General features: G+C 54.0%; 28 protein-coding genes, 3 tRNA genes and 1 pseudogene. 24 read left to right on the forward strand and 8 right to left on the reverse strand.

Features of this window, described 5'->3' with window-relative positions:
- Positions 1-13 precede the first annotated feature (13 nt).
- The 12 genes and pseudogenes from ACZRKO_RS14010 to ACZRKO_RS14065 all read left to right on the forward strand — a co-directional run bounded on the left by ACZRKO_RS14010 (position 14) and on the right by ACZRKO_RS14065 (position 4877).
- Positions 14-208 (forward strand): hypothetical protein, encoded by a 195-nt coding sequence (locus ACZRKO_RS14010; RefSeq protein ID WP_463737861.1) that lies wholly within the window; start codon positions 14-16, stop codon positions 206-208.
- Complete coding sequence (locus ACZRKO_RS14015; RefSeq protein ID WP_463737862.1) at positions 205-465, forward strand: hypothetical protein; 261 nt, start codon at positions 205-207, stop codon at positions 463-465. Before ACZRKO_RS14010 ends, ACZRKO_RS14015 begins: the two co-directional genes overlap by 4 nt.
- An 82-nt stretch (positions 466-547) precedes the next feature.
- On the forward strand, positions 548-850 hold the full coding sequence (locus ACZRKO_RS14020; RefSeq protein WP_463737863.1) for a DUF4406 domain-containing protein: 303 nt from the start codon (positions 548-550) through the stop codon (positions 848-850).
- Complete coding sequence (locus tag ACZRKO_RS14025) at positions 847-1530, forward strand: hypothetical protein (RefSeq protein ID WP_463737864.1); 684 nt, start codon at positions 847-849, stop codon at positions 1528-1530. The genes ACZRKO_RS14020 and ACZRKO_RS14025 overlap by 4 nt, the downstream gene beginning before the upstream one ends.
- Positions 1523-2011: an SAM-dependent methyltransferase gene (locus ACZRKO_RS14030; RefSeq protein WP_463737865.1), complete on the forward strand. Its 489-nt coding sequence runs from the start codon at positions 1523-1525 to the stop codon at positions 2009-2011. Before ACZRKO_RS14025 ends, ACZRKO_RS14030 begins: the two co-directional genes overlap by 8 nt.
- Positions 2008-2595 carry a hypothetical protein gene (locus tag ACZRKO_RS14035; protein ID WP_463737866.1) on the forward strand — a complete coding sequence of 196 codons (588 nt, stop codon included), beginning with the start codon at positions 2008-2010 and terminating at the stop codon, positions 2593-2595. Before ACZRKO_RS14030 ends, ACZRKO_RS14035 begins: the two co-directional genes overlap by 4 nt.
- 1 nt (position 2596) lies before the next feature.
- Positions 2597-2941 carry a hypothetical protein gene (locus tag ACZRKO_RS14040; RefSeq protein ID WP_463737867.1) on the forward strand — a complete coding sequence of 115 codons (345 nt, stop codon included), beginning with the start codon at positions 2597-2599 and terminating at the stop codon, positions 2939-2941.
- 70 nt (positions 2942-3011) lie between these two features.
- Positions 3012-3251, forward strand: coding sequence for a DUF4060 family protein (locus ACZRKO_RS14045; protein ID WP_463737868.1), 240 nt, complete (start codon positions 3012-3014; stop codon positions 3249-3251).
- Positions 3248-3868 (forward strand): annotated as a pseudogene (locus tag ACZRKO_RS14050) (MT-A70 family methyltransferase); the annotation flags it as partial. The gene ACZRKO_RS14045 and the pseudogene ACZRKO_RS14050, both read left to right, overlap by 4 nt.
- 314 nt (positions 3869-4182) lie before the next feature.
- Positions 4183-4515 carry a hypothetical protein gene (locus tag ACZRKO_RS14055; RefSeq protein WP_463737869.1) on the forward strand — a complete coding sequence of 111 codons (333 nt, stop codon included), beginning with the start codon at positions 4183-4185 and terminating at the stop codon, positions 4513-4515.
- Positions 4508-4663, forward strand: coding sequence for a hypothetical protein (locus tag ACZRKO_RS14060; RefSeq protein ID WP_463737870.1), 156 nt, complete (start codon positions 4508-4510; stop codon positions 4661-4663). The genes ACZRKO_RS14055 and ACZRKO_RS14060 overlap by 8 nt, the downstream gene beginning before the upstream one ends.
- 52 nt (positions 4664-4715) lie before the next feature.
- A complete protein-coding gene (locus tag ACZRKO_RS14065; protein ID WP_463738106.1) occupies positions 4716-4877 on the forward strand; it encodes a helix-turn-helix domain-containing protein in 162 nt (53 codons plus the stop codon).
- Here ACZRKO_RS14065 and ACZRKO_RS14070 read toward each other — a convergent pair.
- The 3 genes from ACZRKO_RS14070 to ACZRKO_RS14080 all read right to left on the reverse strand — a co-directional run bounded on the left by ACZRKO_RS14070 (position 4849) and on the right by ACZRKO_RS14080 (position 7394).
- A complete protein-coding gene (locus tag ACZRKO_RS14070; RefSeq protein WP_463737871.1) occupies positions 4849-6099 on the reverse strand; it encodes a tyrosine-type recombinase/integrase in 1251 nt (416 codons plus the stop codon). The two genes, ACZRKO_RS14065 and ACZRKO_RS14070, sit on opposite strands and share 29 nt — an antisense overlap.
- Before the next feature lie 469 nt (positions 6100-6568).
- Positions 6569-7012, reverse strand: a complete 444-nt coding sequence (gene rimI, locus ACZRKO_RS14075; RefSeq protein ID WP_463737872.1) for a ribosomal protein S18-alanine N-acetyltransferase — start codon at positions 7010-7012, stop codon at positions 6569-6571.
- Positions 6981-7394: a DNA polymerase III subunit psi gene (locus ACZRKO_RS14080; RefSeq protein WP_463737873.1), complete on the reverse strand. Its 414-nt coding sequence runs from the start codon at positions 7392-7394 to the stop codon at positions 6981-6983. Before ACZRKO_RS14080 ends, rimI begins: the two co-directional genes overlap by 32 nt.
- Before the next feature lie 159 nt (positions 7395-7553).
- Between ACZRKO_RS14080 and rsmC the strand changes: the two genes are divergently transcribed.
- Positions 7554-8612 carry a 16S rRNA (guanine(1207)-N(2))-methyltransferase RsmC gene (gene rsmC / locus ACZRKO_RS14085; protein ID WP_463737874.1) on the forward strand — a complete coding sequence of 353 codons (1059 nt, stop codon included), beginning with the start codon at positions 7554-7556 and terminating at the stop codon, positions 8610-8612.
- Here rsmC and ACZRKO_RS14090 read toward each other — a convergent pair whose 3' ends face one another.
- On the reverse strand, positions 8613-9626 hold the full coding sequence (locus ACZRKO_RS14090; protein WP_463737875.1) for an aldo/keto reductase: 1014 nt from the start codon (positions 9624-9626) through the stop codon (positions 8613-8615).
- 140 nt (positions 9627-9766) lie between these two features.
- Between ACZRKO_RS14090 and ACZRKO_RS14095 the strand changes: the two genes are divergently transcribed.
- The 4 genes from ACZRKO_RS14095 (at position 9767) to ACZRKO_RS14110 (ending at position 11237) form a co-directional block, all read left to right on the forward strand.
- Positions 9767-10675 carry a LysR substrate-binding domain-containing protein gene (locus ACZRKO_RS14095; protein ID WP_463737876.1) on the forward strand — a complete coding sequence of 303 codons (909 nt, stop codon included), beginning with the start codon at positions 9767-9769 and terminating at the stop codon, positions 10673-10675.
- 194 nt (positions 10676-10869) lie between these two features.
- A tRNA-Leu gene (locus ACZRKO_RS14100) sits at positions 10870-10955 on the forward strand.
- A gap of 51 nt (positions 10956-11006) precedes the next feature.
- Positions 11007-11092 (forward strand) — tRNA-Leu (locus ACZRKO_RS14105).
- Between the two features lie 59 nt (positions 11093-11151).
- Positions 11152-11237: transfer RNA gene (locus tag ACZRKO_RS14110), tRNA-Leu, on the forward strand.
- Between the two features lie 129 nt (positions 11238-11366).
- Here the strand turns inward: ACZRKO_RS14110 and ACZRKO_RS14115 are convergent.
- Positions 11367-11651: a DUF1435 domain-containing protein gene (locus ACZRKO_RS14115; RefSeq protein ID WP_463738107.1), complete on the reverse strand. Its 285-nt coding sequence runs from the start codon at positions 11649-11651 to the stop codon at positions 11367-11369.
- 292 nt (positions 11652-11943) lie between these two features.
- Between ACZRKO_RS14115 and ACZRKO_RS14120 the strand changes: the two genes are divergently transcribed.
- Both ACZRKO_RS14120 and rhaT read left to right on the forward strand, forming a co-directional pair.
- The gene (locus ACZRKO_RS14120) at positions 11944-13035 is read left to right on the forward strand and encodes a GGDEF domain-containing protein (RefSeq protein ID WP_463737877.1); all 1092 of its coding nucleotides are present in this window, start codon (positions 11944-11946) and stop codon (positions 13033-13035) included.
- Between the two features lie 483 nt (positions 13036-13518).
- On the forward strand, positions 13519-14553 hold the full coding sequence (gene rhaT, locus ACZRKO_RS14125; protein WP_463737878.1) for an L-rhamnose/proton symporter RhaT: 1035 nt from the start codon (positions 13519-13521) through the stop codon (positions 14551-14553).
- Between the two features lie 11 nt (positions 14554-14564).
- On the opposite strand, the gene rhaR is transcribed toward rhaT, so the two are convergent.
- Positions 14565-15434, reverse strand: a complete 870-nt coding sequence (rhaR, locus tag ACZRKO_RS14130) for an HTH-type transcriptional activator RhaR (protein ID WP_463737879.1) — start codon at positions 15432-15434, stop codon at positions 14565-14567.
- A gap of 86 nt (positions 15435-15520) precedes the next feature.
- Entirely contained in the window at positions 15521-16348 is an 828-nt protein-coding gene (gene rhaS / locus ACZRKO_RS14135) for an HTH-type transcriptional activator RhaS (RefSeq protein WP_463737880.1), read from the reverse strand.
- A gap of 345 nt (positions 16349-16693) precedes the next feature.
- Between rhaS and rhaB the strand changes: the two genes are divergently transcribed.
- From rhaB to rhaM, 5 genes are read left to right on the forward strand one after another with little or no spacing between them, the layout of a single operon-like run.
- Positions 16694-18178: a rhamnulokinase gene (gene rhaB, locus ACZRKO_RS14140; protein WP_463737881.1), complete on the forward strand. Its 1485-nt coding sequence runs from the start codon at positions 16694-16696 to the stop codon at positions 18176-18178.
- Positions 18175-19437, forward strand: a complete 1263-nt coding sequence (locus ACZRKO_RS14145) for an L-rhamnose isomerase (protein WP_463737882.1) — start codon at positions 18175-18177, stop codon at positions 19435-19437. Before rhaB ends, ACZRKO_RS14145 begins: the two co-directional genes overlap by 4 nt.
- A 59-nt stretch (positions 19438-19496) precedes the next feature.
- Positions 19497-20321, forward strand: coding sequence for a rhamnulose-1-phosphate aldolase (gene rhaD, locus ACZRKO_RS14150; protein ID WP_463737883.1), 825 nt, complete (start codon positions 19497-19499; stop codon positions 20319-20321).
- A gap of 28 nt (positions 20322-20349) precedes the next feature.
- Positions 20350-21498, forward strand: a complete 1149-nt coding sequence (gene fucO / locus ACZRKO_RS14155; protein WP_463737884.1) for a lactaldehyde reductase — start codon at positions 20350-20352, stop codon at positions 21496-21498.
- A gap of 50 nt (positions 21499-21548) precedes the next feature.
- Positions 21549-21863 (forward strand): L-rhamnose mutarotase, encoded by a 315-nt coding sequence (gene rhaM / locus ACZRKO_RS14160; RefSeq protein ID WP_463737885.1) that lies wholly within the window; start codon positions 21549-21551, stop codon positions 21861-21863.
- Here rhaM and ACZRKO_RS14165 read toward each other — a convergent pair.
- Entirely contained in the window at positions 21838-24012 is a 2175-nt protein-coding gene (locus tag ACZRKO_RS14165; RefSeq protein ID WP_463737886.1) for a YgiQ family radical SAM protein, read from the reverse strand. The genes rhaM and ACZRKO_RS14165 overlap by 26 nt on opposite strands.
- Positions 24013-24174: the final 162 nt, after the last annotated feature.

Raw genomic sequence — 24174 nt, forward strand, 5'->3', positions numbered from 1 at the left:
GTAAGCGCTGGAAATGAAAAAATACGCTGACAACCACCAATGTAAAACGGCTGCGGAGGCCGTCGAGTACGCCCTCGCGCAGTTCGAAGGGTTGAAAGCAGGCAAGCCAGTCCGGCGTTTGGGCTGGCTTTACCTCGATACGCTCGACGAGATGGAGCGGCGGGCGGAACTCAGCCAGGTATCGGAAAAATCAGGCGGTGGCCAATGAACGGAGAGAAAGCGTATTGGGACGGCCGGCAGGTTACCTGCCGCTGCCCCGCTTATGATTTTCCGCACCGGTTCAGCGGCGGCCAGTGCAACGGTTTCCATATGGCAAAACACTGTTTCGACAACAGGCTGAGCTGCTCCAGCTGCAACTGCCTTCACGCTGGCGGGTGCGATGTGGTCAACGAAACTGAAAGCCCGGCTGAATGCCTGTACGTGCTCGACTTCTGCGCCGATTACCAAATCAAATTACCGCACTGACTCATCAAAAAGATGATCGATCATTTAATTTCGCTCAAATAACGAACAGACCGTTACGGCCTATTTTTGCAGGAAATCATCAATGAAAATTTACATTGCCGGGCCGATGACCGGCTTGCCGCAGTTCAACCGCCCAGCCTTCCTCCAAGCCGCACTTAATTTGTCATTCCAGAAACATACCCCGCTGAATCCAGCGATGCTGCCGGATGGTATGACCGAGGCCGATTATATGGCTATCGGCCTGGCCATGCTTCAGCGCGCTGAGGCAATTTACCTTCTGCCAGGCTGGCAACACAGCGCGGGCGCCAGAGCTGAGTATTCGCTTGCAGTTAAGTTGGGGCTGCACATTTTTGAAGAGGAACTGCGCGCTGGGAGGAAGGGATGATGATTGAAAAAACAAAAGACGGCGAAATCATAATTGGGCCAATCAATGATCCGCGACTCGCCCCCGGCATCAATCGCGTAAGAAGTGGCAGCACACAGAAGTTTGGTGACCGAATCGTTAAGGGCGGAAAACTTATTCAGGAGTGTGATTTCTCCCTGACTCCTCCAGAGAGCCATTTCTATGCGGTAGAAATTGATGGAACTTGGTTGTGGGTCAATGGTTGTGGTCACTGCAATAAGAACGGCGAAAAGATGTCTTACTGCGTTTGTGAAGAGCATAACCGCTGCCAAGGCTGCAACAAAAAAAGAGCAGATTGCACCGGTATTCCGCCACGAAACGAGCATGACCATGGCGGGGGAATGTGGGGCACTCGTGACGATTGTGGTGTCTGGGGTTGGACTTGTCATCCATGCCATGAGCGACAAGAGGCGATAACTCGCGAAGCCGCATTGTCCCGCATCGTTCCAGATGATGAGTTCGATGAAAATGACTACGAATACGAAGATGAGGCCAAGTGCCCTTACTGCAACGCACAGGTATGCACTGACGAATCTTATGATGCAGACGGCGAAGAGCTGGAATGTGATGAGTGTGGCCACGCGTTCACCCTTACTGCAAATCACAGCGTTACCTGGTCAACATCACGTATCGCGCCGGTGAAGGAGCAACCTCATGACTGAGACAACCGTTAAGCCAATTCTCGACATGTGCTGCGGCTCCCGCATGTTCTGGATCGATAAAAAGGATGACCGAGCCGTGTTCAGCGATAAGCGCAGCGAGAACCACACGCTGTGCGACGGTCGCAAGCTGGTCATCAATCCAGACGTGATAGCCGACTTCCGCGCCCTACCGTTCGCCGACAACAGCTTTGCTCAGGTTGTCTTCGACCCGCCGCACCTAGAGCGCGCTGGCGTGGAAGGCTGGATGCGCAAGAAGTATGGCGCGTTGGATAAATCAACGTGGCGCGAGGATATCAGCGCCGGGTTCCGCGAGGCGTTCAGGGTGTTGCGTCCACACGGCACGCTGGTTTTCAAATGGAACGAAACGCAGATTCCAGTTAGCCAGGTTATCGCGCTTACCGACCAGAAGCCGACCATCTGGCAGCGTACTGGCAAGGGCGACAAAACTCACTGGATTCTGTTCTTGAAGGAGGCTGTATGACTGAGACAACAGATATCAAGGCGCTGACCAATGAGCGCCTTCTAGAAATTAAGAGCATCCTCAGCGGATTTGAGGACGGCTATGACACGGTTGATGACAAAGAAAACTACGAGGCCATGCGTGGTGCTCAGTTGTTAATCGATGAGCTAATTTCACTGCGCGGCCAGCTCGAAGCAGAACGCTGGAATGTCGGCGTGCTAGAGGGTGTTATCGCTCGCAAGGAGTTTGATGCGCAGCAGGCAGAAATCTCCTCTCTCCGTGGAACGCAAGAGCCTGTGGCGTGGACAGACGCAGAAGAGCTGCGAGGCGTGGAAAAACAGGGTTGCGGATATCTGTTCAAGATAGACCCGGCAAACCCATATACCGACTCGCGACGTCAAATCATGCTATACCGCTGCCAGCCTAAGCCTGTAGTGGTTCTGCCGGATGGTTGGAAGCTTGTTCCGGCTGAGCCAACAAAAGATATGTTGAAAGCCGGATGCCAGTTCGCTTCTGAACACAACACCAATGGCTCATGGAGACAAATGCTTGCCGCCGCCCCCAGTCCAGCAACCGCTGGCATCGTCGTTAAGGATGGTGAGTGATATGGCGAAGTCAGCAGCAGAGCGCAAAGCCGCGCAGCGGGCGCGCCAAAGTGATGCCGGTGTGCAAAAGGTCGAGGTGGCGCTCGACTGCCAAGAGGTCGACATGCTTCGCGAGAACTGCGCACTGCGCCGCCCGGCGCGGGAGCCATACGACATGGACGAGTACATCACCATGCTGATACGCAAAGACAACGCCGAACTAAAGGCGCAGCTCGCAGAGCAAGCGAAGCGCAGTTGTAAGAAGTGCGGCGACGCGTTGCCTGGCGATAAACAGGGTTGCGCGTTCGTCGGTGAAGGTGCTTGCTGGCAGACTATGGGCTGGCATGAAACCAAGTTAAAGGCGTGACATGTCACACAGATATCAGCAAATAAAAATGGCCGCCTCTGAGCGGTTTTTTTTTCGCCCGGAGAAAGCAATGCGACACATCATTCGCGGCCAGCCGACGCCAGCAGAGCGTCGTGCAGCAGAGGCAGCCTTGCACTGCCACCAGCAGAAATATGGTGAATATGCCCGGCGCAAGAACAGCGAAACCTATCGCGTAGAAGTCGATCACCAAATCATTTCAGTCGAGGTGATGAACCGTAAAGCGTCATACGTGGACACGGTCATGAATCACCATCGCTCACTATCGAAAATTTGCGGGGTACCGGCCTGATGTATCAGCTCATTTATGCAGACCCGCCTTGGCGCTATGACAACGTGATCAGCAACGGCGCTGCGGGAAATCATTACAGCACCATGACCCTAACCGACTTAATGCGGCTGCCGGTCTGGTCCATCGCCGCTGAAAATGCCGTGCTGGCAATGTGGTACACCGGCACTCACAACGCCCAAGCCGTGAAGCTGGCCGAGGCGTGGGGCTTTCAGGTCCGCACAATGAAGGGCTTCACTTGGGTGAAGCTGAACCAGCTGGCCGAGCAGCATATCAACAAAGCGCTGGCCGCTGGGCAGGTGGAAGATTTTTATGACTTCCTCGAGCTGCTGAATACCCAAACGCGCATGAACGGCGGGAACTATACGCGCGCCAACAGTGAAGACCTGCTGATTGCCGTGCGCGGCACGGGATTAGAGCGGGCCAGCGCAAGCGTGAAGCAAGCCTTTTACTCCCCCCTCAGCGAGCATAGCGAAAAACCTGCTGAGGTGCGCTTTCGGCTTGAGCAGCTGTATGGCGACGTGACCCGCATTGAACTGTTCAGCCGCGGCGACGCGCCGGGCTGGCATCACTGGGGTAACGAGTGTCCATTCCCCGACGTGGAGCTGATGCCGGCAAGCTCTCGGCCACTGCCAAACTCTCGCATTTCGTTGGTCAAGGCACAGGCCGGACATTACCAGGCGGTTCCCCTTCCACCGCTCATCCCCATCCAGCGCCAGCATATCGAGGTGACGCTCGATATGGTTCAGCTTGCCGGCGTGAAGGTCAAGAAGCCGATATATCCCGAAAAGAAAGATGAATATCCCCCGCTTGGCGAGGCTTCCAGCTGCTCTGAGTGCGCGGTTGTTGGCCCTATGGGCTTGTGTGTCATCTGCGGCGAGCAGGAAGACGATATCGACTGGAATTTGATGATGAATAACGCGGGGAAGATGTCGTGATGAAGAATCCAAAGATCAGGCAGCAATTTATCGACGCCATGTTTACCGTGCATGGCCGTTGCGGCACGTTCCAAATCATGGACGTTTTCGGGGTGGCTATTGCCTGTGCCTCGCGAGATTTGCGCCAGTACGCCAAGGACAATAATCAGGTTGTGTTCAGCTATCCGCACGGTAGCTACTTGTGCCGCTTCAACTTCGAGCCGGTGCCAGATCTGCTGTCCGTCTCGCCTGACGTTTTCCTTCAAAGCCTGAGCGTCGTTTTTGGGGTTGCTGATCTATCAGTCGAGGCAAATATTAAGCCGCTGCCGAGAGGAATCAGCCATGAATGAACTACAGCAAATCTGGCTCGAGGCTTACCGCGGCTATCTCAACGCCGCGTCCCCGTTCGGCGAACAGAACACTTGCGAATACAAAGAAGCGCTCAATCATGCCGAGGCTGTTGTCGCCAGCCTAAAAGCTCTCAGCGAACCTAAATAATCACCCCCAAACACCAATTTGAAGCGAGGTATTTATGGACCAACAATTTTATATGAGCACTGAAGAGGTCGCTGCCTTCTTCGGCAAAAGCCAACAGACTATTTTGAACTGGAGAAAGAAAAAGCCAGCCTTCCCAGCTCCAGCCATCAAAAGCTGCCCTTTACAATATCGGAGATCGGATATTCTCAAGTATGCTGAGACTTCGCGTGAGTAAACTCGATAACGTTGCCTTCGCCATAAACGATCGTTTCTATTCTTGCCCACCACCGAGCGTATGCCTTGAGTTGCTCCTCAAGGTAATCGCTCTTGTCATAAACCTGCCATTCGCCAGGTAATTTGTGACCCATGATAATCTCAGCGACGTGCGGCTCGGTAAGGTCAGATAAGTTAGTTCGAGTCGTTCTTCGCAAGTCATGTATTGACCAGTGTTCCATTTCCACACCGAGTTTTTTTCTTGCGTACTGCATGATCCCGTATGGCAACGCAAGTGGCGCAGAACGCCCCATAACCGCCTTACTCCCCGAATTTGTAAACAGCCATTGTGAGCCGCTGTTATGCTTCATTGCTTCTTCTATCAGCTCTTGAGCAGCAGGAATAATTGCCCTGCGCAGCGGCCTTCCCGTCCTCACTCCCGTCTTATGGTTCTCTGCCGGAATCGTCCAAACCTTTTTTTCGAAATCAAAATCCCTCACCTTCGCGATCCGTAACTCCCCGCCGCGACAAGCAAACAACAGACATAGCTTCACGAATAACTGATTTTTCATCGTCATCCGGCCACCTTCCATTGCCTGCCAAATAATCTTTATTTCTTCGTTCGATAACGTCCGCTCACCGTCCTCAAACTCTATATTGAGATCCTTGGTCATTAACTCAGACAAGGGGGATGTCGTGACAAGTTGCCTTCTTACTGCCCATTTATGAGCCTGCTTAGCGTTAACTAAAATCCTTTCGCCGATACCCGGATACTTGTCAGCTAACTTTTCAAGAACAGTAAGCCAAACATGCAGGGTGGCCTGGTCATGTGGCAGATCGCCGATTTTTGGGAAAACATGAATCTCAAACGAACGCTTAATTTGCTCAGGGCTTTTCTTGTTTTTCTCGCAGTATCCGTCATACCAGATCATTACAACCTGCTTGACTGTTAAAGCGCCAATTGCGGTTTCACGCTCTGTGCGTTTAACAACTCGCGGGTTTCGGTTGTTTTCTATTTCTCCGCGCAATCTTATCGCAGCATCTCGGGCATCTTTCAGGGCCATGGCCGGATACGTTCCAATATCAACGCGCTCGGCTTTCCCGCCCCATTGATAACGAAACTGGAAGGTGATCTTCCCTTTCGTGGAGACGCGAACGGACAACCCATCACGGTCAGTCTTAACCAGAATTTTCTCCTGATCTTTGCCCAGCGTTGAGCGTAGCCATGTGTCTGAAAGCGCCATCGATCCCACCTTGGTTGTACATATTTTTTAAAGGTATGGTGGGAAGATTAAGATTTTGTACAGACTGTTGTACAGATTTTTGATGAGAAGACTTTAAATTACTTTGGTGTTCTTTTTCATGCCTTGGTGTTTTTTCGTTCTTAGGGGTTTCTGCGGCGGGATTTGGCGGGGATTTTCGGTAGGACTTTTTCAGGGTTTATTTGAGCTTAAACTACTTTGTAAAGGGACAATCATTTGGGTGAGAAATGATAGCGAAGGTACGACGCTTAGCCACTTCGAGGGCGAATTCACTTGGAGACATGTTTTTCACGTTTCTTCGGTTGGCCGCCCTGCCCCTGCTGTTTATTAAATTAAAAAGGGTTCATCACGTCAGAGGACGTCAGGCAAAGCGGTAATAAAAGTCATAGCCAGCTATTTTCACTGATTTAGCCGGGATGGGCAATCAAAGGTTTTGGGGCCGTCTGCGGTTTCAGCCCAGTATCAGCGCCATCATGATGGCGTCTTCGCGACCTTGTGCGGCGGGGTAGTAGTTGCGGCGGACAGAGACCTCATTGAAGCCGAGGCTTTCATAGAGCGCGATCGCGTTACTGTTGGACGCACGGACCTCAAGCCATAGTGTCACAATATCGCGTTTTTCGAGCTGGCTTATCACCTCTTCGAGCAGCGTGCGGCCTAGCCCCTGGCGCTGAAAGGCAGGGTCGATGGCGATATTAAACAGGGTCGCCTCGTCGAGAACTGTCTGGGTGATGGCGAAACCGGCCATCTGATCGCCCTGCATCACTTTCAGGTTGAGATAGCGCTCCCCCTGATTGCTGGCAAGGGTTTTTTCAGTCCATGGAAAAGCATGGCTGGCGTTCTCAATTTGGAAAGCGCGGGGTAAATCAGCGGGCGTCAGGATAGAAATGCTGTTCATTTTCACAAATCTGCTGCCAGAGCGCGCGTTTGGCGCCGGCGTTTTGATAAAGCTCGGACAGCGCCGGGCTGGATAACTGCGTGCCTTCGACCGCTAACGGTTCGTTGATGCCCAGTCGCCATGTGTTGCAGTGAGTGCCTTCAGGCAGCATCGTGACCTGTTCTGGTGTCAGGTGGTAAACCTGCTGAACCGCCAGTGCCAGGGTTCGCAGCACATCGGTGATCAAAGGGTCATCGCCAGCAGGTGGGACGTCGGCAACGATCAACAACCGCGTATTTTCCGGCAGGCTGACCGCCACTTCACCTTGTAAAACAGCCGGTTTGCGCAGCGTCCACTGCGTAATTCCCATCTGTTGTAACAGCCAGTCTCGTCTTGATGCCATGCCCATTCCTGTCTGTTGACGACCATCACTCTGAGGATTTGCGCCGGTTAATTCACACCGCTTATTTACGATAATGCCGCGCTATGCTAGCAAACACGTCGAACGTGCGCCAATAAACATCTATAATGCCGGGCTATATTCCTGAGGAGCCATAACCTGATGTCTGCATTAACCCCGGCAAGTGAAGTAATACTGCGCCACAGTGACGAATTTACAGGGCGCCGCGTGCTGTTTGCCGGTGACTTACAAGATGATTTACCCGCCAATTTCGCCGAAGAAACCGGGGCCGAAGAGGTCCGCGTTCACACAAACCAATACCACCACGCACAGATGCTCGGCGGCGCACTGCAAGATAACGTGCAGTTCAGCCTGCTGGCTGATGCCGAATTTATCGCGCCAAGTGACCTGCTGATCTACTACTGGCCTAAGAGCAAGCAGGAAGCCAAATTCCAGCTGTTCAATCTGCTGTCGCAGCTGCCGGTCGGTATTGATGTGTTCGTGGTCGGTGAAAACCGCTGCGGCGTTCGCAGCGCAGACACCGTGCTTGAAGAGATTTGTGAAGTGAGCAAAATCGACAGCGCACGCCGCTGCGGTTTGTATCACGGCCGCCTGGAGAAGCAACCTGAGTTTAACGCCGAAGAGTGGTGGGATACTTACATGGTTGAAGAAGTGACCATCAAAACCTTGCCGGGCGTATTCAGCCGTGAAGGTCTCGACAGTGGCAGCCTGCTGCTGATCAACAGCTTCGATCAGCCGGTGAAAGGCAAAGTGCTGGATATCGCCTGCGGGTCCGGCGTACTGGCAGCCGTACTGGCCACCTATTCACCGAAAATGAAAATCACCCTGAGCGACGTCAGCGCAGCGGCCATTGAAGCCAGCCGTGCGACGCTTGCCGCGAATGACCTGCAAGGTGAAGTGATCGCCAGCAACGTCTATTCCGATATCGCCGGGCGATTTGACATGATCATCTCCAACCCTCCGTTCCACGAAGGGCTGCAAACCAGCCTGCACGCTGCCGAGCAACTGATCCGCGGCGCGGCGAAGCACCTGAATGTCGGCGGCCATCTGCGCATCGTTGCCAACGCATTCCTGCCGTATGCCGCCCTGCTGGACGCCACCTTTGGCAGCCACGAAGTGCTGGCGCAGAATGCCCGCTTCAAGGTTTACCAGGCAACATTAGGCCGTACACCGCGCGACACCAAAAAGAAAAAGCGTTAATCAGGCGTCAGCATTCTCCCGCAGGATGCGCATCATTTCTGCGCCGTAGCGTTCACCCGCTGCGGCTTGGAAAGGGAATACCGCTTCAATCGCCGCGATTTCGGCTTCACTCAGGGAGACATCAAGCGCGGCGATGTTTTCCTCAAGATAACGACGACGCTTTGTGCCAGGGATCGGCACAATGTTCGGGCTGCGCGACAGTACCCACGCCAGCGCCAGTTGTGACGACTCAATCCCCTTCTCTTTCGCCAGTTCCCCAATTTTGTCTGCCAGTTGTAAATTCTTCACGAAATTCGCCCCCTGGAAGCGCGGGTTGTGACGGCGGAAATCGTCTGCGCCAAACGCATCCGGTGAACGGATAGCGCCGGTCAAAAAGCCGCGGCCCAACGGGCTGTAAGCCACAAAGGCAATACCCAGACGTTCGCAGGCCGGCAGAATTTCCGTTTCGACGTCACGTGTCCACAATGAGTATTCGCTTTGCAGTGCGCTGATCGGATGTACTTTCTGGGCGCGCTCAAGGTTACTGACCGATGTTTCGCTCATACCGAGATAACGGATCTTCCCTTCGCGCACCAGATCACCCATCGCGCCGATGGTTTCCTCAACCGGCACGGAAGGATCCGGACGGTGCTGGTAGTAAAGGTCAATAACGTCTGTACCGAGCCGTTTCAGGCTGCCCTCTACCGACTGGCGGATATAGTCGGGATGACCGTTGGTGCCACGGGCATGCGGGTTGGACGAGTCACGCACGATACCGAACTTAGTCGCCAGAAAGACCTTATCCCGGCGCCCTTTCAGCGCTTTCCCCAACAGATCTTCATTGGTATGCGGCCCGTAGACGTCCGCGGTATCGAGCATGGTGATACCCAGTTCAAGTGCGCGGTCGAGCGTTGCCAGCGACTCTTTTTCATCAGTTTCCGCGCCTGCGGCGGTGTAAAACTCACTCATCCCCATGCAACCAAGACCGATTGCCGAGACCAGAGGGCCATTTTTACCTAATTGACGCTGTTTCATGGGTTTATCCTTTAGCGAAACGAGAGGGGAACAGGAAATCACTACCAGATGAAGTGTGGTTGTTTGCTGCATAAAGATAAATCCATCAAAACATGCAACACTATTCGGAATTTACAAACAATCGGGGGGGAGGCGAGGAAATGGATCAGATACAGGCCATGCGCATTTTTATCCGGATCGCCGAACTGGAAAATTTCAGCCGGGCGGCGGAAGATCTCAATCTGCCGCGCGCCACCGTCAGCACCACGCTGAAAGCGCTGGAGCAGAGACTCGGTGTAAGGCTGTTTTTACGCACCACGCGGCAGGTAAAAATCACCGCCGAGGGTGAACTCTATTACCAACGCTGCCTGCAACTGCTGGCGGCGCTGGAGGAGGCCGATACGCTGTTTGCCAGTCAAAAAAATCAGCCCGCCGGCAGTGTGCGTATCGACATGCCACATTCACTGGCCAGAGAAATCGTTATCCCCAGGCTGGTGGAATTCAACGCCCGCTATCCGTTGATCACCCTGAAACTGAGCGCCAACGACAACGCGATAGACTTGCTCGATCAGGGCGTGGACTGCGTTTTACGGGCATGGACCTCAGAGGGCGACAATCTGCAATCGCGGCATATTGCAGACCTGCCGCAGATGACCTGTGCCTCCCCGGACTATCTACAACGCGAAGGAACACCGGAAACGCTGGCCGATCTGGTGACGCACAGTACCGTCGGCTACTTTTTCCGCCAGCACCGGCCGGAGTCCCAGTTGGAATTTGCCGACGGTACGCAGAAAAAAATTGTTTTTCTGCCCTGCTCACTGACCGTCAGCGGTGCCGATGCTTATGTCGCCGCGGGCAAAGCCGGATATGGACTGGTTCAGGCCTCGGGTCTGGTTATCACCGACGCACTGCAAAAGGGCGAACTGGTACAGGTGCTTCCCCATCTGCCCCCGCCGCCGATGCCGCTTTACATCATGTATCCCCCGGGACGGTTTCTGGCCCCCCGTGTGCGGGTGCTGCTCGACTGGCTTATCGATATATTCGCCGTCGAGGGCCTTAAACCAGCGTAAGCATTGAACAGGAAAGCAGCAATTGATGCACCGCACTGAGCTGAAGTGGCCTATTCATGTTGAATGTGCTGTTTTTTACACCAAACGTCCGTAATGGGGGAAATAAGTATTGACGCACGTGAGGAAATCTCTAGAATTCGGCCCGTAGTTGTATGACTCGCAGAGTAAATTCGAATGAATGCTTTGTTGAGAATGCGATGGTGGCGGAATTGGTAGACGCGCTAGCTTCAGGTGTTAGTGTCCTTTGGATGTGAGGGTTCGAGTCCCTCCCTTCGCACCAATACAACTACATAATGACGAAAGACCAGATTTATATTGCACGGCACGGTATGCGATGGTGGCGGAATTGGTAGACGCGCTAGCTTCAGGTGTTAGTGTCCTTTGGATGTGAGGGTTCGAGTCCCTCCCTTCGCACCACTCCGGTGATATAAATCAAAGCAGTAAAATCCCGTAAAGATAAAGAAGAAATCATCTGTGCGATGGTGGCGGAATTGGTAGACGCGCTAGCTTCAGGTGTTAGTGTCCTTTGGATGTGAGGGTTCGAGTCCCTCCCTTCGCACCACATGATTCTCTTCGATTATCGGCCCTTCCCTCAGCAAGTCTTCTTGCCTTTCAGGCACACAAAACCTCAAAAATAGACAAAACCGTTTCAGCATGTTCTCAATTTCTCAATCAGGACATCAATGCATCATTACAGTAAATTGAAATTGAGTGATAACGCCGCCAGCCCTCCGGCTACCGCGACAAACGACGGCAACAATACGTAATGACGTAAGGTTTTGTGCAGCAGCATCACCAGCGTAGCCAGCATCGCAATGACCACCAGCGTGCGCAACTGCTCCAGGGACATATCCGCCAACGCCAGAAAGGGCAGCAGCACACAGGGCAAAAGCACTCCCCATCCGCTGGTCAGTCTTTTCCCCAGAAACCAGGTCACTCCCCACATCCCACACGCTGTTACCATCGCTGCAATCATGATCTTGTGCCAATAATGATAATGAGAACCAATATCATATAACATTCTTTCTCATCACGCATCTTTTTAGCTGTCAACGCCCCCTTGGGGTGACACCCGCAGCCAAAAGTGGTAATTTTGTCGTCAGCTGTTTTAAATTAAATCCAATTAAAATAATTACATACTAGGATTATTAGCAGTCTTCACACATTAATACCCTCTCGGGCCTCCCAAATTCAGCAGGGCGCGATTGAATACAGGTGCTCCATCCTCATCTATTCAGAAGACCACCCGCTAATAGAGTGAATTTTTAATGATATCTCATTCCTATGATGAGTTGCTTAAAAGCAAACACCGTCTTTCGATGCTGTTATTCTTTTTTCTAAATAGTGCTTCTGCGCTATTTTCCATGTTGAACCCGACGTTGAAAACGTTAAAAACAACATTCCCTCTGGCAATGATCGGCGTATTTTGTGCTCTGGGATTAATATTCGCTTACTTCAACAAAAAAAATAACACATCCTATTTAAATACTTGCTCACTCATTGTGGGCTCTTTGTGGGCATGGCATATTTCCTTACGTTTTGAACAACTGGGTCATGCGGATAACAGCTTTCTGGTAGTCAGTCTACTCAGTATATTCTTTATCAGTGCCATTGCTTTATCGGATAATTTTCTGGCATTTTGCCTTCACGCAGCACCATCCTCTATTGCTGTCATTTTTTTAGACGATTTCACCCACACGGGAAAAATCCTGTTTACCGTCGCCCTGCCGCTGGTTGGCCTCTCCCTGCATCAGGTTATGCTCAGGCGCAGCGATGCTTTTACACGCAGAATGGTCGATAATTTATACAATGAAAGGGAGAAATTCAGCGATCTGAGTATGCTTGACCCGCTCACCGGACTCTATAACCGGCGTGGTTTGCAGAACAAACTGGATGTACTGCTCAGCCAGCCGCACGCCAGTCATTACGTTATGTTACTGGATATCGACCATTTCAAAGCCTATAACGATAACTATGGTCACAGCATGGGTGACCAGGCGCTCGTCAGGGTTTCTGCCGCGATACGTGACGCCGTCCGCTCGCGTGATGTGGTGGTCAGATACGGTGGTGAAGAGTTTCTGGTACTGATGTCAGACGTCAATCAGGAGTACGCCATTCTTATGGCTGACCGGATTCAAAATCAGGTACTCGGCCTGAATATTCCGCATCATTTTAACGCTCAGGTTTCGACGAATGTCACAGTTAGCGCGGGCCTATCGGCATTAGTTGACGGCGATTTCGCAACAGCCATTAGTGCCGCCGATCGCTCCCTTTACCTGGCAAAAAATAGCGGTCGCAATAAAATTTTCTATGCATGGGATCAGCTACCGGCAAAGCATGAGCAACAAATTGCACTGTAAGCGAAAGGGATATTACTATCAGTAGTGTTATTTCACATATAAACCGGACAGCCATTCCAAACAACTCAGAATATTATTATATCATTTGCTATATTAAACACTTCAGTTGCATAACCATGCAACTGCACTCTTATTTACCGAAAGATTGTTATGAACTCGACACAGTATTGAGCGTTGAATGTTACTAATAACGCGGTCTACTTCCTGATTTCAATCAATTTGAAATATATTTCCTGTTTTGTTATTTATCCTTTCCTATTTCACATTCTGTGAACTGTCTCACCGCCATCTTCTGATCAATGCCAGATGCCAATTCGCGATGGCACTCAGTGGAAGGTGACGCTCCGTCACGCTTCCTACACTACGCTCAATGACCGTCTTGTGTGCTTTATCCTGTAAGGCTCACGCTTAACGGCCAACGATAACCTACCTAAAAAGCCTCACTTATCAGTCAGGTACCCTACTCACATAAAGGTTAATTGTATGAGCAGTTCAATCATTCTTGGCATTATCTGGCATCTGGTTGGCGCGGCCAGTGCAGCCTGTTTTTATGCACCACTAAAGAAAGTGAAACACTGGTCATGGGAAACCATGTGGTCACTGGCCGGTCTGTTCTCATGGATCGTGCTGCCCTGGACGGTCAGCTTCATTCTGCTGCCTGACTTCTGGGCCTATTACGGCTCCTTCAGCGCCGCCACCCTGCTGCCGGTCTTTCTGTTTGGTGCGATGTGGGGTATCGGTAATATCAATTATGGCCTGACCATGCGCTATCTGGGCATGTCTCTCGGCATCGGCATTGCGATTGGGGTTACGCTGATCATCGGCACCCTGATGACGCCGGTATTACAGGGTCGAGCCGCCTTACTGATGGGCACGCCGGGCGGAAGAATGACGCTGCTGGGCGTACTGGTTGCGGTAGTTGGTGTTGCGGTGGTCAGCTATGCCGGTTATCTGAAAGAAAAATCACTAGGAATCAAAGCCGAAGAATTCAACCTGAAAAAAGGGCTGATTCTGGCCGTCATGTGCGGCATTTTCTCCGCAGGCATGTCTTTTGCTATGAGCGCAGCCACGCCGATGCATGAAGCCGCCGCACAGTTGGGCCTTAACCCGCTGTATGTGGCGTTGCCGAGCTACGTGGTGATCATGGGCGGCGGGGCCATTGTTAACCTCGGCTTCTGCTTCATCCGTCTGGCCTCACGCCGCGAACTCTCTATTAAAGCGGATCTTTCTGTCGCCAAACCTTTACTGATCACTAACGCGTTGTTCGCCATTCTGGGCGGCGTGATGTGGTATCTGCAGTTCTTCTTTTACGCCTGGGGCCACGCCAGTATTCCGCCGGAATATGACTACATGAGCTGGATGCTGCACATGAGTTTCTATGTACTCTGTGGCGGTATCGTCGGCCTGTTGCTCAAGGAGTGGCTCGGCGTTGGCCGCAAACCGGTGGCGATTCTGACGCTGGGCTGTCTAATCATCATTCTGGCCGCCAACATTGTCGGCATGGGAATGGCGGCCTGACGGCGCCGCTGTTAACTGAGCGACGGGACAGGAATAATTGGATGAAGAATACCGGCAAACCGTTGCCGGTATTCACGCGGAGAAACACCGCAAGCGCGGTTGAACACCACGGAGAAGTAGTTGCTGTCATCAAAGCCGCATTCGGCCGCCACTTCACCAATCGTCTGGTGGCCGTAGCGCAGCAAACTCATGGCGCGGCACAGGCGCAACTGACGCAGATAATGTGTCACGCTCATGCCGGTATGCTGTTTAAACAGCGCCCGTAAGCCGCGTGAACTGACGCTGTGCTGCGCACAAAAACTGTCGAGATGAAAAGGGTCGGTGATGCTGGCACGCAATGCCATCATAAGTAAATCCAGCTGATGGGCGTCCGGCAGCACGCCGCTGTTGGGCGGATGACGGTAGCGCAGGAGCAGAAGCGCCAGCTGCATCAACAGAGCCTCACTGAGTTGTACCGACAGCGATTCCGACTTCATGCACTCGGTGGCCAGTTCATCGACTTTATCGCGCAGCGCCGACATGCCCAAAGAACTCAACCGCCAGTAACGCTGCTCCTGGCTAACCCCCGCTCCCGGCAACAGCTGCGCCCAGTCAGCGTAAAGGCCAAACCGGTCACGGCAATAAAGAATATTATCCAGCGCCAGCTCGTTAACCGACTCATAACTGTGACGGTCACTGGCGCTGATATAGAACAGGTCCCCGCAGGTGATCGGATATGGGACGTCATTCCAGATATGTAGGCCATTCCCGCGCCACACCACCACCAGCTCGTCAAAGTCGTGATCGTGACTGGGGAAATTAGCCTGCGGGTGGCGTTCGGCCACCATCACTGAATTTTTAGGGGTCAGGAAAAAATCATTTTTCATTAACTTCAGCGGCATAACGGTCCCCCAATCCCTTTCAAATCAGGGAATATAAAGGCATCGCCAACGTTACACCCGCCCCTGAGGGCAAAAATGGGCGTCAGCTAACGCAATTGATTGCGCATCAACTTTGGCGACACCGAAAACTCCCGGCGAAATTGTGTCGAGAAATGGTTGCTATCACTGAAACCGCAGGCGTAAGCAATATCAGTGATGCTCTGATCGCTGTGATGCAACCGACGCCGCGCTTCAAGTAACCGAAGACGATTGAGATAACGCTGCGGCGTCATGCCGGTGTGCTGTTTCACCTGACGGTGCAGCGTACGCAGCGCCAGAGAGAAGCGGTCGGCCGCCTCTGTCCAGTTCACTTCCTCACTGTAATGCTTCTGCAACCAAGCTAATAGCTGGTTAACTTTGTTTTCCGGCGCATCCCGCAATGGTGGCTGAAAACAGTCCTGATAGAGCAGGATCAGCAGATGCAGAAACTGACTTTCCGTGGCCGCTATCTGCTCAGCACCAACTCCGGCGGTCTGACGCTCCAGTACGGCGACGCACTGCAACACCTGTTGCAGGATGAAGGGGCTCAACTGCCAGTGAATTTTCTGCTGATAATGGTGTTCCTGCGGCAGAAACCTCCCGACGTCTTGCAGAAAACGAAAGGCCTGAGGTGAACGAAACAGCACGTTGGTCAGGCGCAAATTATCGACATTCTCAAACAGATGATGATCGCTGGCACGCACAAAGCAAACGGTGCCCGCCGTGAGGGTATAAGGGTTATCGTTGAAGATATGCACGCCGGATCCGTTCTCCACCAGCATGATCTCGTGAAAATCGTGGTAATGCTCCGGGAACGCCGCCTGGGGCATCCGGCGCTCGACCGTGACGGTCAGTTCAGGCGCGGCAAAATAGTCCTCACCAGTCAGTAACGTCATCGCTCACCTCCATTACGTGGGCAGAATTAAGAGTGTTCAGGGAATCACCCTATCCTGCGCGGTGCGCGATAACCTTGAAACCGTGGCACGGAAAACGGGTTCTGCCGTCATTTTTCAAAGATTTGACATCGGGTGAATGGAACTGCGGTCAGGATCACATCCTTTTGCAACGTACTGCATCCAGATAACTCACGCCGCAAACGGCCCTCTTTGCCGCATTTTGTGATCTGTCTCGCTGCTACCTTTTTCATGCTGCCAGCCCGACAGACAGCATGGCATTCAACGGAAGGTGACGGCAAAAGGCCTCCCCTACACTGCGATCATACCCAATAAGGAATGGCCGCTATGACACTCCACCATATTGCTGCAATCGACCTTGGCGCCTCAAGCGGACGCGTAATGCTGGCAACATTCAGGACTGAATGTGCCGGAGTGCCCCCGACGCTGACACTCAAAGAGATCCACCGCTTTCCCAATTGTCTGAAAACCATCGACGGCCACGATACCTGGGATCTGGACGCGCTGGAACAGCATATTCTGACCGGGCTGAACCGTCTGGATGAATCAGGGATCCCCGTCGACAGCATCGGCGTGGACACCTGGGGCGTGGATTTTGTCCTGCTCGACAAACAGGGGCAACGCGTCGGTCTGCCGATCGCCTATCGCGATAAACGCACCGACGGCGTGATGGCCGGCACCCTCCAAACACTTGGCAGTGAGGCGATTTACCGCACCACCGGCATTCAGTTTCTGCCTTTCAATACCCTGTACCAGTTGAAAGCGCTCACCAGCCAGCAACCGGAACTCACCGCTCAGGTCGACCACCTCCTGCTGATACCCGACTACATTCACTACCGTTTAACCGGGGTACTCAACTGGGAACATACCAATGCCAGCACCACGCAGATGGTCAATCTACTTACCGGCGACTGGGATGAAAACCTGTTGAAGCACATTGGTGTGCCGCGCCGCTGGTTAGGGAAACCGTCACAGCCGGGTAAAAAACTCGGCAACTGGACCACACCACGCGGCCATCAGGTGCCGGTGATCAGTGTCGCCACTCATGACACTGCCAGCGCCGTGGTTGCCGCACCTATGACCGGCAAACATTCTGCCTATCTCAGCTCAGGCACCTGGTCTCTGATGGGTATAGAAAGTCCGAAAGCTTTCACCCACGCCAGCGCCCTGCGGGCCAATTTCACCAATGAAGGTGGAATTAACGGCAGTGTGCGGGTGCTGAAAAACATCATGGGGCTGTGGTTGCTGCAACGCCTGTGCGATGAGCTGGCGGTGAAAGACTTACCCGCACTGATCACCGCCGCCGCCGCCCTGCCGCCGTTTATCAGCCTGATTAATCCCAACGACGCACGCTTTATCAACCCGCCATTGATGGCTGATGCCATTCGTGACGCCTGCCGTGAACAGAGTGAACCGGTGCCGCAAAGTGCAGCCGGGCTGGCGCGCTGCATCTTCGACAGTCTGGCGATGCTTTACCGCCAGACGGCACTGCAACTGGCTGAACTTCAGGGTGCCCCGCTGGATGAAATTCATATCGTTGGCGGCGGCAGTCAGAACGCCTTTCTTAACCAGCTCTGCGCCGATACCTGCCAGACGCCGGTCACCGCCGGGCCGGTTGAAGCATCGACCCTCGGCAATATCGGCTGCCAGTTGATGGCCCTGAATCTGGTCGAAAACGTCACGCTTTACCGGCAAATCCTTGCCGCCAATTTCCGGCAGCAGCGCTATCTGCCGCAACCCCAACCCGAACTTGCTATCCACTGGCGCCGTTTTCAGGCGCTGAGTCACGCCAATGAGGAGCTCACTGTATGACGTCATCTACTTCTATCGAAAGCGCATGGACACTCGCCAAAGAACGCTTTTCCCAGCTCGGTGTTGATGCCGAAGCCGCTATGAAAAAACTCGATACGCTACCCGTTTCCATCCACTGCTGGCAAGGTGATGACGTCGCGGGGTTTGAAAACCCGGAAGGCGCGCTGACCGGCGGGATCCAGGCCACCGGTAACTACCCCGGTAAAGCTAAAAATGCGCAGCAGCTGCGCGCCGATTTGGAGCAGGCGGTTTCGCTGATCCCTGGACCAAACCGACTGAATCTACACGCGATATATCTGGAGTCAGACACCCCGGTCGCCCGCAATCAAATCGAACCTAAACACTTCAGCCAGTGGGTCGAATGGGCGAAGAAAAACAAACTGGGGTTGGACTTTAACCCCTCCTGCTTCTCGCATCCGATGAGCGCAGACGGTTTTACGCTGTCGAGCGCTAACCCGGAGGTCCGCCAGTTCTGGATTGAACACTGTCAGGCCAGCCGCCGTGTTTCCGCCTCATTCGGTAAAGCACTGAATACGCCGTCGGTAATGAATATCTGGATCCCGGACGGTATGAAAGATCTCACCGTTGACCGGCTAGCACCACGTCAGCGCCTGATGAGCGCGCTGGATGAAGTGATGTCGGAGAAGCTCGATCCTCACCATCACATTGATGCCGTCGAAAGCAAACTGTTCGGCATCGGTTCAGAAAGTTACACGGTCGGCTCCAACGAGTTTTATCTCGGCTATGCCGCCAGCCGCCAGACCGCGCTCTGTCTGGATGCCGGCCACTTCCATCCGACGGAAGTCATTTCCGACAAAATCTCCAGCGCCATGCTGTTTGTACCGCGCCTGCTGCTGCACGTCAGCCGCCCGGTGCGCTGGGACAGCGACCACGTGGTGCTGCTCGACGACGAAACGCAGGCTATTGCCAACGAAATTGTACGTCACGACCTGTTCAACCGCGTACACATCGGCCTGGATTTCTTCGACGCCTCCATCAACCGCATTGCGGCCTGGGTGATAGGCACCCGCAACATGAAAAAAGCCCTGCTGCGCGCCCTGCTGGAACCGACTGACATGCTGAAAAAACTCGAAACCGACGGCGACTACACCGCGCGTCTGGCATTGCTGGAAGAGCAGAAATGCCTGCCGTGGCAGGCCGTGTGGGACATGTACTGCCAGCGCCACGACGTACCGGTCGGCGGCCAGTGGCTCGACAACGTCCGCCATTACGAAAAAACCGTACTCGCCAAACGCTGAGCTTCTCAACACTCTTTTCAAAGGCTTCTTTTACAGGCATCTCTTAAAGGTAAATAACGATGAAAACTTTACTCAACGCCTGGTTTGTCCAGGGCATGATCAAAGCCACCACCGACATGTGGCTGAAGGGCTGGGATGAGCGCAACGGCGGCAACGTCAGCCTGCGTCTGTTGCCGGAAGATATCGCGCCGTATCAGGCCGATTTCTACAGCGAACCACGCACCGTGGCGCTGACACAACCGGCACCGGAGCTGGCGAATCAGTATTTTATCGTCACCGGCTCCGGCAAGTTTTTCCGCAATGTGCAGCTGGCACCGGCCGAATCTCTGGTGATATTGCAGCTAAATAGTCAGGGCAACGGTTACCGCATTCTGTGGGGGCTCGCCGCAGGCGGCCTGCCGACATCGGAGCTGGCGGCGCATTTGCAATCGCACACCGTGCGCATGAACGTTACGCAGGGTCAGGACCGGGTGATCATGCACTGCCATGCCACCAATCTGATTGCTCTGACCTACGTGCTGGAACTGGATAACGCCTCATTTACCCGCCAGCTCTGGGAGTGCAGCACCGAATGTCTGGTGGTCTTCCCTGACGGTATCGGCATCGTGCCGTGGATGGTGCCGGGGACCGACGGCATTGGCGCGGCGACCGCCGATCAGATGCAACATCACAGCCTGGTGCTGTGGGCCTTCCACGGCATTTTTGGCAGCGGCCCTTCTCTGGATGATGCGTTTGGGCTCATCGACACCGCCGAGAAATCCGCAGAAATTCTGGTGAAGGTAATTTCGATGGGAGGCAAGAAGCAAACCATCTCAACCGAAGAGCTGATCGCCTTAGGGAAACGCTTTGAAGTCACACCTTTTGCTGCCGCGATGAACGCGTAAGCATCAGACTCTAAGAGGGATTTTAATCATGAGTTTTATGCTGGCTTTACCCAAAATCAGCCTTCACGGAACAGGGGCGATTGAAGACATGGTTGCCATGCTGGTGCAAAAAACGCCCGGTAAAGCGCTGGTCGTGACAGACAGACAACTGGTCGAACTTGGCCTGCTCGACGGCCTGTTCACCGCCCTGAAAAGCGCGGGCCTTCCCTATGCACTTTACAGTGGCGTGACGCCTAACCCGACATCGGAAGTGGTGGATGAGGGTTTCCGTTTATATCAGCAGCATCACTGTGACTATCTGATTGCTTTCGGCGGTGGCAGCCCGATTGATACCGCCAAGGGCATCAAAATCCTCACTGCCAATCCTGGCCCGGCCACCGCATACTCCGGCATTGGCAAAGTGAAAAAGCCGGGCGTGTTTTTAGTGGCGATCAACACCACCGCAGGTACCGCGGCCGAAATGACCAGCAACGCGGTGATCATCGACAGTCATCGTCACGTGAAAGAGGTGATCATCGACACCCACCTGATCCCGGATATCGCGGTGGACGATCCGTCGATCATGCTGGCGATCCCGCCTGACGTCACGGCGGCTACCGGCATGGATGCCCTGACCCACGCCATCGAAGCTTATGTCTCGGTTGGCGCGCATCCACTGACCGACCCGACTGCGCTGGCCGCCATCAGCACCATCACCGAATGGCTGCCACAGGCGGTGGCGAACGGCAAAAACCTCGAGGCTCGTGAGAAAATGGCGCAGGGGCAATATCTGGCAGGTATGGCGTTCAACAGTGCGGGGCTGGGTCTGGTCCACGCGCTGGCCCATCAGCCGGGCGCAACGCATAACCTGCCGCACGGTGTCTGCAATGCTGTCCTGCTGCCGGTCGTGGAGGCGTTTAACCGCCCAGCCTGCCCGCACCGCTTCGCCGACATTGCACGCGCAATGGGAGTGAAAACACATGGGATGAATGAGGAACAGGCCAGCCACGCCGCACTGGACGCCATCCGCATTCTGTCGCAGAAGGTCGGCATCCCATCAGGCTTTGCAGCACTGGGGATCAAAGAGAGTGATATCGAAGAGTGGCTGGACAAAGCCCTGGCCGACCCTTGTGCCGGTTGTAACCCGCGCACCGCCAGCCGCGAACAGGTACGCGAACTGTATCTGAGCGCGATGTGATCTTAAGTTTCCTCCCCTGCGAAGGGGAGGATTAAAACCGGAGAAACACCATGATCCGCAAGGCTTTTGTTATGCAGGTAAACCCGGACGCTCATGCGGAATATCAGCAGCGGCACTCGCCCATCTGGCCTGAATTGGCCGAGACGCTGAAAGCCCACGGGGCACACCACTACAGTATTTTTCTCGATGAAAAACGCAGTCTTTTGTTTGGTGTGGTTGAAATTGAATCAGAAGCGCGCTGGGACGCGGTGGCGCAGTCGGACGTCTGCCAACGATGGTGGAAGCATATGGCTGACGTCATGCCAGCCAATGCCGATAACAGCCCGATCAGTGACACCCTTAAGCCGGTTTTTTACCTCGACTGACCGGTTTTTTCTTCCCGCCCGGTTGAGTCACCGCAGGCGCGCCGGTAAAACGGGTGGCCGCCGGACGGGTGGTAAATTTCGGCGTACGGGAGATATACCCACGCCCGCGGTCGTCCGCATTTTCAGCCGGGATCAGACAGTCAGCCCGGCTGCCAATCAGATGTTTCAAACCGAGCGCATTCAGCCCCTCGCGGATCACCGGCCAGTTGGCCTGATCGTGATAGCGCAGCAGCGCTTTATGCAGGCGGCGCTGACGATCGCCTTTCGGCACCACCACGTCTTCACTTTTGTAATCCACCTTATTGAGCGGATTCTTGCCGCTGTAATACATGGTGGTGGCGCTGGCGAGCGGCGACGGATAAAAGTTCTGCACCTGATCCAACCGGAAGCGGTTCTCCTTCAGCCACAGCGCCAGATTGACCATATCCTCATCGCGCGTCCCCGGATGGGCCGAAATAAAGTACGGGATCAGATACTGCTTTTTCCCCGCCTGCTTCGAATAGTGATCAAACAATTTCTTGAAGCGATCATAGCTGCCCATGCCCGGTTTCATCATTTTCGATAGTGGTCCGGTTTCGGTATGTTCCGGAGCAATCTTCAGATAACCGCCGACGTGATGTTCTGCCAGTTCCTTGATATACAACGGATCCTGCACGGCCAGATCGTAACGAACCCCCGAGGCGATCAGGATCTTTTTGATGCCCTTCAGCGCACGGGTACGACGGTAAAGTTTGATGGTCGGCTCATGGTTAGTGTCCATGTGGCTACAGATATCCGGATAGACACAGGAAGCGCGGCGGCAGGTCTGCTCGGCGCGCGGTGACTGGCAGCGCAGCATATACATGTTGGCGGTCGGGCCGCCGAGATCGGAAATAATGCCGGTGAAGCCCGGCACGCGGTCGCGGATCTCTTCAATCTCTTTGACGATCGACTCTTCCGAGCGGCTCTGAATAATGCGCCCTTCGTGTTCAGTGATCGAACAGAATGAACAGCCGCCGTAGCAGCCACGCATGATATTGACCGAGAAGCGGATCATCTCATAAGCCGGAATACGCGCGCTGCCATAGGACGGATGCGGTACACGTTGGAACGGCAATGCAAACACCGAATCCATTTCATCGGTAGCGAGTGGGATCGCTGGCGGGTTGATCCACACATAGCGGTCGCCATGTTTCTGCATCAGTGCCCTTGCGCAACCGGGGTTGGTTTCATGATGCAAAATGCGCGACGCGTGGGCATACATCACTTTATCGTTTTTCACTTTCTCAAACGACGGCAGCAGCACGTAGGTTTTCTCCCACGGCTTGGGTTTTGGCGCACGAACGGTGACCGGCTGCGGGCCATCGGCTTCCGGCAATACTCCTTCGGAGCAGGGCAGATCTTCGCCGTAAGGATTCATAATAGGTTCGATGCGACCCGGTTTGTCGAGGCGGGTAGAATCCACGCCGCTCCAGCCGGTCAGCGCCACTTTGCGCATAATGGCGGTGTTACGCACATCGGTGATCTCAGCGATTTTCTCACCTGCAGCCAGGCGATGTGCCACTTCCACTAACGGACGTTCACCGTTGCCGTATATCAGCATGTCGGCTTTGGAATCCACCAGCACCGAACGGCGCACTGTGTCTGACCAGTAGTCATAATGCGCGATGCGCCGCAGGCTGGCCTCGATGCCGCCGAGCAGCACCGGCACGTCGTTAAAAGCTTCTTTGCAGCGCTGGGAATAAGCCACGGTGGCGCGGTCCGGCCTCTTGCCTTCCGCATTATCCGGCGTATAAGCGTCGTCATGACGGATCTTTCTGTCCGCCGTGTAGCGGTTGATCATCGAATCCATGTTGCCTGCCGTCACGCCAAAGAACAGGTTCGGCTTGCCGAGTTTCATGAAATCGTCTTTGTTGGTCCAGTCGGGCTGGGCGATGATCCCGACGCGGAACCCCTGCGCTTCCAGCATCCTGCCCACTATCGCCATGCCGAAGCTCGGATGATCGACATAGGCATCCCCGGTCACCACGATCACATCGCAACTGTCCCAGCCAAGTTGATCCATCTCGTCGCGCGACATCGGCAGAAAAGGCGCCGTGCCAAAGCATTCGGCCCAGTAAAGTGGGTAAGAAAACAGGTGACGATCGGGCTGGATCAGGCTGACAGACATAAGGTCTCTTCATTCGACTGCAAATAGTGGCCGCAAATTATACGGGGGCCATTTTGTGCATGCTGATAAGAGTGGCCTGAACTTGCGCCAGATCAATTTTGGCATTGCGGGCGTTGGGGTTATCGGGTAATGAATAAAAAACGGCCCGCCGGAAGACCGGAC

It is taken from the genome of Ewingella sp. C233, assembly GCF_055407225.1.

Excerpts from the sequence above, each read along its gene's own strand:
- ACZRKO_RS14145 (WP_463737882.1), top strand. The coding sequence starts at position 18,175 with ATGACGTCATCTACTTCTATCGAAAGCGCATGGACACTCGCCAAAGAA.
- ACZRKO_RS14065 (WP_463738106.1), top strand. The coding sequence starts at position 4,716 with ATGAGCACTGAAGAGGTCGCTGCCTTCTTCGGCAAAAGCCAACAGACT.
- rhaM (WP_463737885.1), top strand. The coding sequence starts at position 21,549 with ATGATCCGCAAGGCTTTTGTTATGCAGGTAAACCCGGACGCTCATGCG.
- rsmC (WP_463737874.1), top strand. The coding sequence starts at position 7,554 with ATGTCTGCATTAACCCCGGCAAGTGAAGTAATACTGCGCCACAGTGAC.
- rhaT (WP_463737878.1), top strand. The coding sequence starts at position 13,519 with ATGAGCAGTTCAATCATTCTTGGCATTATCTGGCATCTGGTTGGCGCG.
- ACZRKO_RS14090 (WP_463737875.1), bottom strand. The coding sequence starts at position 9,626 with ATGAAACAGCGTCAATTAGGTAAAAATGGCCCTCTGGTCTCGGCAATC.
- rhaB (WP_463737881.1), top strand. The coding sequence starts at position 16,694 with ATGACACTCCACCATATTGCTGCAATCGACCTTGGCGCCTCAAGCGGA.
- ACZRKO_RS14045 (WP_463737868.1), top strand. The coding sequence starts at position 3,012 with ATGCGACACATCATTCGCGGCCAGCCGACGCCAGCAGAGCGTCGTGCA.
- ACZRKO_RS14120 (WP_463737877.1), top strand. The coding sequence starts at position 11,944 with ATGATATCTCATTCCTATGATGAGTTGCTTAAAAGCAAACACCGTCTT.
- fucO (WP_463737884.1), top strand. The coding sequence starts at position 20,350 with ATGAGTTTTATGCTGGCTTTACCCAAAATCAGCCTTCACGGAACAGGG.
- ACZRKO_RS14035 (WP_463737866.1), top strand. The coding sequence starts at position 2,008 with ATGACTGAGACAACAGATATCAAGGCGCTGACCAATGAGCGCCTTCTA.
- rimI (WP_463737872.1), bottom strand. The coding sequence starts at position 7,012 with ATGAACAGCATTTCTATCCTGACGCCCGCTGATTTACCCCGCGCTTTC.
- ACZRKO_RS14070 (WP_463737871.1), bottom strand. The coding sequence starts at position 6,099 with ATGGCGCTTTCAGACACATGGCTACGCTCAACGCTGGGCAAAGATCAG.
- ACZRKO_RS14080 (WP_463737873.1), bottom strand. The coding sequence starts at position 7,394 with ATGGCATCAAGACGAGACTGGCTGTTACAACAGATGGGAATTACGCAG.
- ACZRKO_RS14165 (WP_463737886.1), bottom strand. The coding sequence starts at position 24,012 with ATGTCTGTCAGCCTGATCCAGCCCGATCGTCACCTGTTTTCTTACCCA.
- ACZRKO_RS14020 (WP_463737863.1), top strand. The coding sequence starts at position 548 with ATGAAAATTTACATTGCCGGGCCGATGACCGGCTTGCCGCAGTTCAAC.
- ACZRKO_RS14095 (WP_463737876.1), top strand. The coding sequence starts at position 9,767 with ATGGATCAGATACAGGCCATGCGCATTTTTATCCGGATCGCCGAACTG.
- rhaR (WP_463737879.1), bottom strand. The coding sequence starts at position 15,434 with ATGCCGCTGAAGTTAATGAAAAATGATTTTTTCCTGACCCCTAAAAAT.
- ACZRKO_RS14015 (WP_463737862.1), top strand. The coding sequence starts at position 205 with ATGAACGGAGAGAAAGCGTATTGGGACGGCCGGCAGGTTACCTGCCGC.
- ACZRKO_RS14010 (WP_463737861.1), top strand. The coding sequence starts at position 14 with ATGAAAAAATACGCTGACAACCACCAATGTAAAACGGCTGCGGAGGCC.
- ACZRKO_RS14115 (WP_463738107.1), bottom strand. The coding sequence starts at position 11,651 with ATGATTGCAGCGATGGTAACAGCGTGTGGGATGTGGGGAGTGACCTGG.
- ACZRKO_RS14025 (WP_463737864.1), top strand. The coding sequence starts at position 847 with ATGATGATTGAAAAAACAAAAGACGGCGAAATCATAATTGGGCCAATC.
- ACZRKO_RS14030 (WP_463737865.1), top strand. The coding sequence starts at position 1,523 with ATGACTGAGACAACCGTTAAGCCAATTCTCGACATGTGCTGCGGCTCC.
- rhaD (WP_463737883.1), top strand. The coding sequence starts at position 19,497 with ATGAAAACTTTACTCAACGCCTGGTTTGTCCAGGGCATGATCAAAGCC.
- ACZRKO_RS14040 (WP_463737867.1), top strand. The coding sequence starts at position 2,597 with ATGGCGAAGTCAGCAGCAGAGCGCAAAGCCGCGCAGCGGGCGCGCCAA.
- ACZRKO_RS14060 (WP_463737870.1), top strand. The coding sequence starts at position 4,508 with ATGAATGAACTACAGCAAATCTGGCTCGAGGCTTACCGCGGCTATCTC.
- rhaS (WP_463737880.1), bottom strand. The coding sequence starts at position 16,348 with ATGACGTTACTGACTGGTGAGGACTATTTTGCCGCGCCTGAACTGACC.